We start from the raw sequence: 13,454 nt of genomic DNA on the forward strand, positions 1-13,454 counted from the left end.
CGGCGAACCATTCCTGCCCCATCTGTTGGCTGCACATTGGAGGTATGTTATAATGCAACGCGCGATACCGCCCTGGCCTTTTTCAACATCTTGGGATGGGAAGGAAGCATGACAAAAGAACAATCGCTTGATAACCTCTGGCTGGCGCAGATGCTCTTCGATCTGGGGGCCGTGAAGTTTGGGGACTTTACTATTAGCGAGGCAACCGTCAGTTCACCCGTCTTCATCAATCCCAAGATGCTCATTGGGAATCCCAGCGCGCTGCGCGTAGCGAGCAAACTGATTCAACAAGAAATCAGCCTGGCGCAATCCATGCGCCGCCCCAAGGTGCATCCCTTTGAACTCGTCGCCGGGGTTCCAGTTGGTGGCCTGCTCTTAGGCTCCGCCTACTCGCTGGAAACCAATATCCCGCTCATCTACCCGCGTCTGCGTCCAGAAGGCACTGGCAAGCGCGGCATCGAAGGCCGCTACTGGCCGGGCGCGCGAGTCCTGATCATTGACGATCTGATTACCAGGGGCGGCAGTATTCTGGATACGGCCCATTTCCTCGAACACCATGATCTGGTCGTCAAAGATGTCATCGTGCTGATTGACCGGGGGCAGGGCGCCGCCGAACGCCTCCACCAGCATGGCTATAACCTGATTAGCATCCTCAAGCTGGATGTTATGCTCACGTATTACGTGAACAAAGGTCTCATCTCAGAACAGGACTTCCGCCGCTGCATGGATTACATCCAGGCCAATCAAGCGGCCAGAAATCATCACATCGAGCGAGAAGCCAGCTCAGACTAACCAGCGCCAGGATGGGGAAAGAACCTGCTCCCCATCCTGGCGCTCGCGTCAGAGCGGCCTGGCGCATGCCTCTTAGCGTTTGGGCGCTGACTCCAGGGAGGCCGATTTGAGGGCATCCAACGGATGCGTCCCGTTGCTGACATGTGTCAAAAAGCCCGCAATATCGGTCAGCACAATCGTCGAGTTTTTCTCGGCGGCAATCTCGGTCAGCGTTTGCAGATAGCGCAGTTGCAGCGCCGCAGGCGCGCTGGAGATTACCTCGGCAGCCTGGGCCAGCGTATTAGCCGCCATCGCCTCGCCCTGGGCATGGATGACCTTCGCCCGCTTCTCGCGCTCGGCCTCGGCCTGTTTCGCCATCGCCCGCTGCATCGAAGTCGGCAGTTCCACATCCTTGATCTCCACCACCGTCACCTTCACACCCCATTTCTCGGTCTGCTCATCAATGATCGCCTGAAGCTTGCGGTTAATCACCTCGCGCTCGGCCAGAATCTCATCCAATTCCGACTGCCCCAGCACATTGCGCAAGGTCGTCTGGGCAATCTGAGCCGTCGCGCGGAAGTAGTCCATCACCTGCACCACTGCCTGGGCCGGGTCCACCACATAGAAATATACCACCGCCGTCACTTTGATAGTCACGTTATCGCGGGTGATGACTTCCTGCGGCGGCACTTCCAGCGTAATGATGCGCAGGTCCACGCGGCGTATCCGGCTGATAAACGGCCAGATCCAGAACAGCCCCGGACCTTTCGCCCCCTGGAGGCGGCCCAGGCGGAAAATGACGCCACGCTCGTACTGCTGCACCACACGCAGTCCTGCCCTGACAAAGATGAGGACAATCAAAACCAGGACACACAAAAGGACAATGAGGGTCACAGTTCCCGAATCCATTGAACGTTTCTCCTTCTCCTAAATAATCGGGGATAGGATACTAGAAAGACTTGCAAACTCCTGGCCTGCTACTGTTCAGGTTCATTGACAGACGCTCAGCCTGGCCCGTCTCTCATACAGGTGGAGCGCCCTCAGCTACCTGCGGAATCTGGGTATGAGTTTCGACAGGGGCAACGTAAAGCGTCAGCCCCTTGATCTCCACCACGCGCACTTTCTGACCAACCTCGATGGGCACATCCGGCGCGGCCAGGTTTTTAGCCGCCCAATCCTCTCCAAGCAGGTTTACCCGACCAGAGGGAGCCAGGGGGACCGTCACCGTAGCAACCTTGCCGATAAACCCCTCTGTGCCGGTAGTCACGGGCAGACGGCGGGAGCGGATGACACCCACCACCACCACCCCGGCAATCGCGGCCACCACCACCATCATCACCGCCAGCACCACCGGACTGAGCGCGGGCGCGCCAATATCGCCGCTGTTATCAAAGAAGAGCAGCGACCCCAGCACCAGCGCAATCAGCGCCCCAACCGTCAGCACTCCATGCGAAGGCAGGCGTACATCCAGAATCAAGAGGATAAAGCCGACCACCACCAGCAGCAAACCAGCAAAATTCACCGAGAGCGAACCGGCGGTGAGCAGGAACAGCACCAGGGCAATAGCCCCCACCGTACCAGGGACAATCGCCCCCGGATGCGAAATCTCCAGATAAATCCCGACGCCCGCCAGAATCAGCAGGATAAAAGCGACGTTGGGGTCCAGCAGGAAGCCCAGCACAGTATCAACAAAGCCAGCCTGGAGAATCTGCTGCTCGACGCCCGCCGTATGCAGCGTCACCGTCTGTCCCGAACCCAGCGTCGTCTGCCAGCCATCTATGCCATTGGGGGCCGTGTTGTTCAGCAGGACGGAAAGCGTATTCGCCTTGAGGTCAACCAGCCCTTGCTCCACAGCTTGCTCAACCGGATAAGAGGCGGCATCGGTAATCGCCTTCTCAGCCAGCGGGCGGCATCCTTCGGGATTCTGGCGGCGGTTGCAGAGATCATCAACCTGCGCCTTCAGATCATTCTTGATCTTACTGTTGAGCGGCTCTGGAATTGGGCCGCCGTTAATATCCACCGGACTGGAAGCGCCAATGCGCGTATTGGGGGCCATTGCCGCGATATTGGCGGCCAGCGTAACAAACAGGCCAGCCGAAGCCGCGCGGGCGCCCTGCGGCGAAACATAGACCACAACAGGCACAGTAGCAGCCAGTTCTTTCTGCACCATCGCCTTCATCGAATCCAGGTCGCCGCCCGGCGTATCAAGCTGAATAATCAGCGCCTCCGCGCCGTCGCGCTGCGCGGTGTCCACAGCGTTATCGAGGAGGCGCAGCGAACCAGGGCTGATCTCATCAGCCAGCGTCAGCACATCCACGTGCGCGCCAGCGGCGGCGGCGCGCCGCGTCTGCACAGCCATCCCGGCCAGCGCAAGCAGAGCAGCACAGCACAAAACAACAAACAATCGCGGCCAGAAACGGCCTGGAACCACTGGCGCCTGACGCATACATCTCCTCCGCTGCTTCGCAGGTTTACGCGGGTTGCGCCTGCTTCTTTTTGCTAGTTGCTATATCTTCTATAACAGTTTGCAATCCAAAAGTCAAGGGGGCCAGGCCCGTTTTTCCACCTTCTTGCTGGCACTGGCCGCTTCATCCCGGTATTGTCCTTGACAGCATCGCACAAACTGGGGAACCTGTCCAACATAGCAGCGTGTTCGACACAGGAAGAGACCTGTCTCTCACGTTACAAACGCCAGTAGACGCCAGCCTTGCGCTGCATCAGCTGGTTGCCAATCAACTCACGGCGCAGCGTCGCCGTATCAGGATGATGGCGCTGAATGATCTCGTTGACCTCTGCCTCTGTATAGGAGCGGTCAGGCGCAAACTGCGCGGCCAACCATCTGAGAATGACAAGGCGTTTCTTCAGGCTGGACGGAATCTCCTTGAGGCGCGCTCCCTCAAAGAAATCGCGCAGCACCTTACGCTCCCAGGCGTCTCCATCCTTCATCTCAACCAGCGTAGCGACTTTCTCAGGCGTCAGCAGTTCCTTGTTTAAGGCGCGCAGGCCCGCAGCGTTCAGCCGGTACATATGTGTGTTTCCCTCGGCCTTCATCTCCACCAGGCTCAGTTCCTTCAGTTTCATCAGGTGATGCGAAACCGTTGGCGCTTTGAGATGCAGCAGTTCAGCCAATTCCTCGACACTGCACACCCGATTCGCCAGAATGCCCAGCATCCTCAACCGGTGCTCATCGGCCAGCGCCTTAAAAAATTGCAGCAGCGTTTGCAGTTGTTCTTCAGGCATAACGCCCACCTCCTTTGACGCATATCTAATTAGATTTATATCTAATTAGATATGCGATGTCAAGTCCAGGGGCTGATACAATAGGCTTGTAAGAGCAGAGGCCAGGGCGATATACTCAAGCGAGCCAATCATCGAACTCTGGCCTGGAGGAGCAAGCCGTTTCTATTGCAAGATCAGCCCTTCAGACTCCATTACATGTAAAAGGATACAAAGCAGTATGGGAACCTATCACATTGCTGTGCTGGGTGGTGACGGCATTGGGCCGGAAGTGACCGCCGAGGCAGTGCGCGTGCTGCGCGCCGTGGGGCAGCGTTTCGGCCACACCTTTGAGCTAACCGAGGCGCTCTGTGGGGCGCGAGCAGTTGAGCAGGAGGGCGCGGCTATCTCTGAGCAGACTATGGCCCTGTGCCAGCGCAGCGACGCCATCCTCTTTGGCGCGGTGGGCGGCACAAAGCCCGGCGACCCCAGTTCGCCCAAACAGCCGGAAAACGCGCTCTTTCGCCTGCGCAAAGAATGCGATCTCTACGCCAATCTGCGCCCCGTCACGATGCGCCCAGGGCTGTTGGACGCCTCGACCATCAAGCCCGACGTGCTGGAAGGCGTAGACCTCATCGTGGTGCGCGAACTCACCGGCGGCCTCTACTTTGGCAAGCCGAGCGAAATCCGCGAAGGCCCAGCGGGCGCCGAAGCCATAGACACGCTCTTCTATACAGAGCAAGAGATCGAGCGCGCCGTTCGCATGGCTTTTCATCTGGCGCGCGACCGGCGCAAAGCGGTTACATCGGTGGATAAAGCCAACGTCCTCAGCGCCTCGCGGCTCTGGCGGCGCGTGGCAGATCGCGTAGCTGCCGACTATCCCGACATCACCCTCAATCACCTGCTGGTGGATGCCTGCGCCATGAACCTTATCAGCCAGCCGAAAAACTTTGATGTCCTCGTCATGGAAAACATGTTTGGCGACATCCTCACCGATGAAGCCTCGATGCTGGTTGGCTCGCTGGGCATGCTCCCATCCGCCAGCCTGGGCACGCGCCAGACAGCCCACGGCGTCTTTGGCCTGTACGAACCCATTCATGGGACCGCGCCGCAGATCACCGGGCAGGGCATTGCCAACCCGCTGGGCGCCATCCTGAGCATGGCGCTGCTGCTGCGCTACTCCTGTGGGCTGCCCCAAGAAGCCAGCGCCGTTGAGGAGGCTGTTGACGCTGCGCTGGGTTCAGGCTATCACACGGCTGACCTGCGCGGCGATCCGGCAAAAACTGTTGGTTCGCGGCGCATGGGCGAACTCATCGCCGAAAAGATCGTCGGATAAAAAAACCGGCTGGCGGTTCTATCCGCCAGCCGCTAACCCATTTTTGCTTTGGGAGATGGCCCCATCGCTTTCAGCCTGGCTCGCAGTTCCGCCAGGCGCTCATTCGCCGCTTCCTCGGCATCTTTTTTCCCTTCTGCGGGCGAGCGGGCTTGCTCCAGTCGGCGCAGTTCCTCCAGCAGCAGCCGACGATGCACATCCCAACGAATGATCGCGCGTTCTCTCCCCATCATTACCGCGTACCCTGCTAGTTTGTTGCTTGCGCGCCGCGCACCAGCGTGCCAAGGGTGTTAATCAATTCCTCATCCTGGTAGGGCTTGACCAGATAGGCATCAGCGCCAAGCTGCATCGCGCGCTGATGATGTTTGCCAGCCGCGCGCGACGTAAGCACAATCAGCGGCAGATGCTTATATTGGTCCTGGCTGCGCAGGGTGGCAATCAGTTCGTAGCCATCCATACGCGGCATCTCAATATCCAGCAGCACCGCAGCAGGTCTGCGCTTCCCAGCGACATCCAATGCCTCGATGCCATCACGCGCCGTCTGCACATCCCAGCCCGCCGTCTTCAGCATATTACTGACGACACGCCGCACGCTGGGGCTGTCATCCACCACCAGCACATACTGATCTTCCATCCGCACCGGTGGAGGCATGGTTTGCCCGCGCCCCACCGTCGGCAGCGATGAAGTCCAGGTAGGAGCCAGCAGCCGTGTTGGCGCCGTGATCGCCGAGATCGAGGTAGCTGTCGAAACCCCAGGAACCGCAGCCAGGGAAGCGCCTGTCGTTTGCGCTCGCTGCTCCAGCAGTTTCAGCACATCCAGAATGAGGACCACCTGCCCATTGCCCAGCACCGTTGCGCCAGCCACACCGCGCACTTCACGCAGATGCAGCCCCAGGTTCTTCGCCACAATCTCTTGCTTGCCCAGCACGCTGTCTACCACCAGGGCGTAGTGCTGGCGGCCAGCCGCCACCAGCAAGACCGAAGAGCGGTCCTCGATCCTCTGTGCTTGCAGCCCCAGCAAAGAAGCCAGCGGCGCCAGCGCATAGGCTTCGCCGCGCACCGTGATGGCCGGAACTCCCAGAACGTTTGTGCGCTCGGCATAATCCAGACGCCCAATTTGTTCCACCAGCGACATAGGAATAGCGTAGGTTTGATCGGCGACACGGGCCAGCACCGCGCGCTGAATCTGGACGCTGATGGGGAACTTCAAGGTAAAGGCGCTGCCATTGCCAGGCGTTGATTCCACCTCCACCGAGCCACGCAGGCGCGCCGCCACATCAGCCACTACGTCCAGCCCGACTCCGCGTCCGCTCTCCTCGGTAATCGAATCAGCGGTGCTAAAGCCAGGCCGGAAGATCAGATTCAGAACCGCCTGCTCGGAGAGCGGCGCGCGCGCGTCCAACAGCCCGCGCGAGATAGCCGTATTGCGCACCTTCTCGGCATCAATACCCGTCCCATCATCACGCACGGTGACGACGATCTGGTTGCCCTCATGGCTGGCGCTCAGGGTAATTTGTCCGGCGCGCGGTTTGCCGCTCGCCTCGCGCGCTTCAGGCAACTCAATCGCATGCGTCACCGCATTGCGCACCACATGCAGCAGCGCCCCGGCCATCTCCTCATAAATCGTGCGATCAACCTCAGTTTCCTCCCCCTCCACCGCCAGATCGATCTCTTTCCCCAAACGCAGCGCAACCGCGCTCGCGGCGCGATGCAGGCGTGGAATCATCGTTGAGATAGGGACCAGCCGCACCTTGAGCAGTTGATCCTGGAAGGACGAACTCAGGCGCGTCTCCTTGAGAAACAGGCTTTCACACTCTCGAATGATCGCCTCCATCTCCATACTCAGCGTTGCCATATCCGAGACGCCCTCGCTCAAGCCACGAGTCAGCCGGTGAAACTCGCTGTAGCGGTCCAGTTCCAGTTCGTCGAAATCAGCCAGATGCGTCGCAACCTTGCCCGCATTCCCACCAAGCGCGCCCGAAGGCAATCCTATTCCACGCCCACGCGAGGAAGCGCCCTGCTCCAGCGGCCCGCTGGCGCTCCCGGCAATACTGGTGCTCTCCAGAATAGCCGACTGGCCGATGCGCCCGCTCGGCAAGGTAACGGCCTCAAAACGGCTCTCAAGATTTGTCCCCACTTCTTGCAGACGAGCACTGCTGAGACCAACATCTGAAACCATGCGCATCATCCGGCTCAGCCGCTCCTCCAAAACACTGCGGTTGACCAGCAGTTCGCCAAACAGATCAACCAACTCATCCAGTTTCTTCAGGCGGATACGCACACTCAGGTCACTTTTATCCGCTGCTTCCCCGTGTGTCGCCAGGGCCACCAACAGGCCAGCCTGGTGTTCGCCCTGGTCCGTGGAGGGCGCCTGCCCAGCGACAGCCTCAGACTCCAGGTCAGCCAGCGTCGTCTCAGTTCCTGCGGGAGCCGAAACAGGACCGACATCCGCCACGCTCTCCTGCCCCAGCAGCGAGTGATAGCGCGGGCGCAGCGACTCAACCACAGCGGCATCGCCCCCCTGTTTGCTCGTTCGCCCCGTCACCAGCAGTTCCAGCGCCTCGGATGTATCCAGAATCAGGCTAAGCGCATCGGTATTGATTTCGATGCTCCCCTCCATCATCCGATCCAGCAAATCCTCAAAGACATGGGCCAGATCAGCGATATGGACAAAGCCCATCATCGCCGCTGCCCCCTTCAGCGTATGTGTCGCCCGCCGGATGCCTTGAAGCGTTTCCCGATCCTCAGGAGACCGTTGCAGCGCCGTGACGCCGGTATCAATATTCTGGAGATGTTCTTCGGCTTCAGCCCGGAAGACTTCCAGCGTCTCCTCCGATTGCTCAGTGGCGCGCACCGTCCTTTTCTGCTCTAGAACCACCGGCTGAGGGATATTCGCCAGCAGCGACGGAGAGAAAACATACGCGGCAGGGCGTTCAGACGGCGGCGCCACCGTATTGCGTTGGATTTCCGCCAGGAACTGCTGGCGCACCTGCACCTCAAGCTCTGCGCGGATGCGGTTAGTCTCCTCCTGGCGCACCTGCTCCACAATCTCCGCGCGCATCCTCGACTCGACCTCCGCGCGCAACTGCGCGCGTAATTCCCCGGTCAGAGAAGCAGAGAGTTCTGGCTTGGCCGACGCTGGCGGAGACCAGCTAAAGCGCGCCACCGTCGCGCTGAAACCGCCTTCCTCGTTTGGCGCGGCCATCGCCAGGATTGATGAAATAAGTGGGCCGCACGCGCGCATAGATTCGGCCAACCGCGCGCTGGCTGCGCCCAGTTCGTTATCGGTGGCGGCCAGGCCGCTGGATGCGTCTTTCAGCAAGCCCAGCACCTTCTTGAGCCGGGTGGTTACTACCCACAGGACCGAGAGCGGCAGATAGCGGCGCACATGGTCCGGGCTTTGGCGCAGGTTCAACCCCATCGCCCTGCCAGCCCAATCCTCCACCCGATCAATCGCGTCCTTCGATCCATCAAGGAACCCGCGCAATTCCGCGCGCTCACCTTCTATCGAAGCCGCCACCGCACGCAGGGCTGCCAATGTCTCTTTAAGGGCGCCAACCTCCTGGCGCACCCGCTCTTCCTGTTCTACCAACTGCTGCCAGGTTGTCTTGCCCGCGCTCGTATCAGCGACTTGCGGGGAAGGGGAAGCCGGGAAGGCTCTCGGAAGCGGGCCAGTTATTGGCTCCTGGCCGGGCGCATCGAGCGGCTGGCTGATCGAAGCCATTCGCTCGCGCCCGATGAGCGCCGCCCAGGTTGATTCGCCGGACGCGGCGGCGTCGGGGAAAGCCGGGAATGAAGCGCCTGCCTCTGTGGCGGCGTGCGGCTGTTCGGGCCACTCGCCGTCGGTTGGCGCTTGAAACGCCGCCAGCATCTCCGCAAGCGAGGGCTGCTGCTCAGCCCCTGGCGTGGCAGGCGCAGGCTCATAACGAAATGAAGCCGATGCCGCCTCTTCAGAAGCAGCACTGGCGGCAGGCTCAGCAGGCATCCCTCGCGCCAAAGGCCGGGTAATATGCTCGCGGAAGTCTACATCCCCGGCGCCCCCGGCGGGCGCTTCAGCAGAGGACAGCGCCGCCGCTCCTCCAGTCGAGGCCGCGCCAGCGGAGTTGCCCAGCAGCGCCAGCCAATCCGCCGGTCCTGACGACTCAGCGGGCTGTTCTGTAGGCTGCTCATCAGGGGACAGCCATGCTTCCGCAGCGCCCCCTCCCTGGCCGTAGTGTCTGGAGCCAGCAGGCTGAGTCGGTGCAGCGGGCGGCTCGAATTCGACATCCTGCGAACCATTCGCTTCCCCTGCCCGCGCCGCACGCATCTGACGAAACGAGGCATGATCGGCGGCATCCTCAGCCACAAAACGTCCTTCCTCACCTGTGCCACCCTTAATAGACTCCAGCAGCAGGCGCGCGCGTTCCAGCGAGCGGCGCAGCAACTCAATCGCCGATCCATCAAGCCGGAACACTTCATCGAGCGCGTCCCCTAACACATCCTCCATCGCGTGCGCGACCTGAGAAAGCCCAGGAAAATCCATCATCGAGGCAGACCCGCTGATGGTATGCGTGCGCCGATAGGCTTCTTCCAGGGCTTCGCTATCTTCGGGCGCCTGCTCTAGCCGATTCAGGTTCGCCTCAATTTCGGGTAGATAGCTGCCCACCTCGTCGAGAAAACTATCAAGAATCGCAAATTTATCGAACGAACTGGACATGCTTCATACACCACCATTCTGGCTAGAAGTCTCAAGGCCAAGAACCCAGCCCCTGCTGCTTTCTCTCCCCCAAGAACCGCGAGCTTGAGACCTGAACGCTCTTATTCGTATGGCTGGTTCGTAAAGGGCCGATTAAACGGCTGGTCAGGGTAGCCTTGCCCCTGGCTATTATAGCCCTGTTGTCCATTGTACCCTTGATTCGGATAGTCCGGCTGCCCATTATACCCTTGATTGGGGAAGCCCGGCTGCCCATTCGACAACGGGTTTCCATAATCTTGCTGGCCGTTGTAGTGCGGCAGCCCCTGGTTCGGGCCGGGCATGGGCGGCTGCCCTGCCGCATGGGCGGGCAAGGCTGGCAGATTCGGGAAGGCAGGATCATCACCAAACCAGGAGTTCGGATCAAGCTGATCCAGACTGGGCATATTCAGCAGAGGGGGCAGGCCGCCGCTCGGCGAAGCGAGCGCATCAGAGGGCTGTTGTTCTGGCAAACGGAACGTCGCCACCGAGGCCCGCAACTGATCGGCCAGTTCAGACAGGTAACTGACACTGGCGGCGGAATCCTGCGAAGCAGAAGTCGTCTGGCGCGTAATCTCCAGAATCTGATTCATGGCGATAGCCACCGCCTCCGAGGTCTGCGCGCGCTCATTGGCCGAGCGCGCAATCGCCTCAATCATCTGTGCCTGGCGATCCACCGCCGCATAGATCATCTTCAGCGCGTGGCCGGCTTCATCGGCCAGCCTGGAACCAGAGACCACTTCCTGGGTACTTTCTTCCATAGCCACGACGGCATCATACGTATCGCCCTGAATACTCTTGACCAGCGTGGCGATCTTCTTCGTAGCCTCACCAGAGCGTTCAGCCAGCATACGAATCTCGTCGGCCACCACGCTAAACCCGCGCCCCTGGTCGCCGGCCATCGCCGATTGAATAGCCGCGTTCAGGGCCAGCAGGTTCGTCTGATCGGCAATGTCCTCGATCAAACGCACGATCTCGCCAATCTCTTGGGAACGCTCGCCCAGACGCTTGATCTTCTTAGAGGTCTCCTGCACGTTATCACGGATATGCTGCATGCCATCAATCGTCTGCACCACCGCTTGTTCGCCGCCGCGCGCGTTGCGCAGCGCCTCCTGAGCCGTCTCGGCGCTCAACTGCGCGTTACGCGCCGTCGCCTGGATAAAGGTCGCCAGCGCCTCCACCGCCTCAGTCGTCTGGGCAATCTGCACCTCTTGCTGCTCCGACGCCTGGGCCAGTTCAGCGGAGCGGTCCAGGATGCGGCGGGTCGCCGTCGTCACCTGCATCGTGGTTGACTGCACGCGGCCCACGACTTTCCCCAACTCTTCAATCATATAGTTAAACGAGTCAGCCAGCACACCCAGCGTATCGGGGGTCACTTCCGCCTGCACGCGCAAATCGCCATCGCCCACCGCGCTGACTTCCTGAAGCAGCTTTTCAATCTGCGCTTGCAGGTTGGCAGCCTCGCGGCCCTCGCCAGCACTCGGCGACGTTTCTAAGAGCGAATTGATACTGGCCGCCAGCATAGCGAAGGCATCATCGCCAACTACCTCGGCTCGTATCGCGCGGTCGCCTTCCGCCCCACTCTTGCAGATCTCCACCAGTCCAATGCAGCGCTCATGAATCTGACGCTGGATGCGATAGCCCAGATACATGACAACCAGCATCGAGATAATCGCGCAGGTAAACGTAGCAATCCAGGTCGCCAGTTGGTCATCGGCGTTGAGGGTGAGCCGCTGCACTTCCCAGACTCCCAGGATCAGCACCATAACAGCCGGGATAATAGCAGCAGCCAGCAACGTCCAGCGCATGCGTAAGGCAAGCGACAAGCCCTTACCAGAATCAGGATTCATAATAAATACTTCCTCCTAATAGTTGAGGATCATCCCATAGCGCCGTCGCGCCAAACGATCAGACTGAAGGGCATAGAAACAAGCGACCTTTATGGCATCCTTCCCCTTATAGCACAGACGCCCCGACGCCCCTTGCAGGGCTGGCGCCATGCTCAAGCCAACACACGCTGAGTTCGGCGCTGCGGCGGCCCTTCATCTGGCTTGCCAGGCGGCAGGTTCCCCCGCTGCGGCGAGCCGCTCGCGCCTAATTTCCACTTTGATACCGGTGCATTTTTTCTGATAAGAGCAGCCGCTCCATATCAATTAACAGAACCGAACGAACGCCAACGCTTGCAATTCCACTGACATAGGGAGAAGCCCAGCCAGGAATGGCCTGCGTGATATGCTGCGATTGTATCATGTTTGGAAGAATGCCACGCATCTCACTCACCCCATCAACCACCAGCCCGATCACGAGTTCACGCACACGCCCGACTACGAGCCGCGTGCGCGCAGATGGCGGCAGGCGGTCCATGCCCAAAAAACTGCGCAAATCAACCACCGAGACGATATGCCCGCGCGAATGGATGACTCCATCGATCCAGTATGCCACATTCGGCACCGGAGTAACATCAGGGAGGCGCTCGACGGCCTGCACATTCTCGGCCTTGAACGCGCACTCAAAACTGTCCAGGGAGAATACCAGATACTGTTCGCCCAGATCCTCAGCGTTCTCGTCAGCGCCAGGCGCTGTGTTAATGGTCCCGTGGAGTGCCAGTTGCCCCCCGGCATAGCTGGCAGCAAGCATCGAGGCAGAGAGCGAACCGCTCGCCCCGAGGGGGTAATGCTCCAGGTCCAGTCCCCCCGCTTTGCGGGCAAGTTGCTCGAAGGGGATGCTCGCCCCGCCGCTCTGGCTGCCTGGGTCCATTCCACCGGGCGAGCGGTTGAACCCGAACCCTTCGGCGCCGTTGCTCAGGCCCTCTGGCTCGTCGAACGGCCTCGCTGATTCTCCACCAGACCGGTCCTGCCTATCGCTCACAATGATCTCCTCTGCTGCGGTTTCTCCTACCCCTATACGCGCCTCGCTCCAGCAAGCCATCCGTGGCGCTGGAGAGGTTCGGACGCATTCCCTGCGACGGATATTACACTAATCTGCGCACACTGGCAACCAGTTCATCCCGATTAAAGGGTTTGGTCAGATACAAGTCTGCCCCCTGCTGCAAACCCCAGCGTTTATCCAGCGGGGTGTTCTTGCTGCTCATCAGAATAATCGGGATATTGCGGCCCTGTTCCATGTGTTTGATCTGGCGGCACAGTTGAAAGCCATTGCGCCGCGGCAAAATCACATCGAGCACAACACATTGCGGATGTTCTGTCAAGACCTTTTCCATAGCTTCATCGCCGTCAACTGCCGTAATTACCTCGAAGCCGCTCTCACGCAGCGGCGTAGCAATCAATGTCAGGTCAGTCCAGCTATCGTCAACAACGAGAACTTTCGCGCCGGGCATCAAGTGTCTCCTCCTGGGGAATGAGGCTCCGCCTCGCTCCCGTCCATGTGGCATTCGGACCGTATCAGCGTCTATAGTGAAAAGCG

10 protein-coding genes are annotated in these 13,454 nt (G+C 60.0%); 2 read left to right on the top strand and 8 right to left on the bottom strand.

What is annotated here, in order from left to right; all coding sequences use genetic code 11:
• Nucleotides 1–108: 108 nt before the first annotated feature.
• Nucleotides 109–792, top strand: coding sequence for a phosphoribosyltransferase (locus tag VH599_02900; protein HEY7347242.1), 684 nt, complete (start codon nucleotides 109–111; stop codon nucleotides 790–792).
• A 72-nt stretch (nucleotides 793–864) separates the two neighbouring features.
• Here VH599_02900 and VH599_02905 read toward each other — a convergent pair whose 3' ends face one another.
• The 3 genes from VH599_02905 to VH599_02915 all read right to left on the bottom strand — a co-directional run bounded on the left by VH599_02905 (nucleotide 865) and on the right by VH599_02915 (nucleotide 4,011).
• Complete coding sequence (locus VH599_02905; protein ID HEY7347243.1) at nucleotides 865–1,680, bottom strand: slipin family protein; 816 nt, start codon at nucleotides 1,678–1,680, stop codon at nucleotides 865–867.
• 112 nt (nucleotides 1,681–1,792) lie between these two features.
• Complete coding sequence (locus tag VH599_02910; GenBank protein HEY7347244.1) at nucleotides 1,793–3,217, bottom strand: nodulation protein NfeD; 1,425 nt, start codon at nucleotides 3,215–3,217, stop codon at nucleotides 1,793–1,795.
• Nucleotides 3,218–3,453: 236 nt separating this feature from the next.
• The gene (locus VH599_02915; protein HEY7347245.1) at nucleotides 3,454–4,011 is read right to left on the bottom strand and encodes a metalloregulator ArsR/SmtB family transcription factor; all 558 of its coding nucleotides are present in this window, start codon (nucleotides 4,009–4,011) and stop codon (nucleotides 3,454–3,456) included.
• A gap of 217 nt (nucleotides 4,012–4,228) precedes the next feature.
• Here VH599_02915 and leuB point away from each other — a divergent pair, with 217 nt between their 5' ends.
• Complete coding sequence (gene leuB, locus VH599_02920) at nucleotides 4,229–5,323, top strand: 3-isopropylmalate dehydrogenase (protein HEY7347246.1); 1,095 nt, start codon at nucleotides 4,229–4,231, stop codon at nucleotides 5,321–5,323.
• A gap of 32 nt (nucleotides 5,324–5,355) precedes the next feature.
• Here leuB and VH599_02925 read toward each other — a convergent pair whose 3' ends face one another.
• The 5 genes from VH599_02925 to VH599_02945 all read right to left on the bottom strand — a co-directional run bounded on the left by VH599_02925 (nucleotide 5,356) and on the right by VH599_02945 (nucleotide 13,368).
• Nucleotides 5,356–5,553, bottom strand: coding sequence for a hypothetical protein (locus VH599_02925; protein ID HEY7347247.1), 198 nt, complete (start codon nucleotides 5,551–5,553; stop codon nucleotides 5,356–5,358).
• Between the two features lie 14 nt (nucleotides 5,554–5,567).
• Nucleotides 5,568–10,016, bottom strand: a complete 4,449-nt coding sequence (locus VH599_02930; GenBank protein HEY7347248.1) for an Hpt domain-containing protein — start codon at nucleotides 10,014–10,016, stop codon at nucleotides 5,568–5,570.
• Nucleotides 10,017–10,117: 101 nt separating this feature from the next.
• Nucleotides 10,118–11,881 (bottom strand): methyl-accepting chemotaxis protein, encoded by a 1,764-nt coding sequence (locus VH599_02935; protein HEY7347249.1) that lies wholly within the window; start codon nucleotides 11,879–11,881, stop codon nucleotides 10,118–10,120.
• A gap of 244 nt (nucleotides 11,882–12,125) precedes the next feature.
• Nucleotides 12,126–12,899, bottom strand: a complete 774-nt coding sequence (locus tag VH599_02940; protein ID HEY7347250.1) for a chemotaxis protein CheW — start codon at nucleotides 12,897–12,899, stop codon at nucleotides 12,126–12,128.
• A 103-nt stretch (nucleotides 12,900–13,002) separates the two neighbouring features.
• Complete coding sequence (locus VH599_02945; GenBank protein HEY7347251.1) at nucleotides 13,003–13,368, bottom strand: response regulator; 366 nt, start codon at nucleotides 13,366–13,368, stop codon at nucleotides 13,003–13,005.
• Between the last annotated feature and the right edge of the window lie 86 nt (nucleotides 13,369–13,454).

The sequence above is a fragment of the Ktedonobacterales bacterium genome (assembly GCA_036557285.1).
Taxonomy (GTDB): domain Bacteria; phylum Chloroflexota; class Ktedonobacteria; order Ktedonobacterales; family DATBGS01; genus DATBHW01.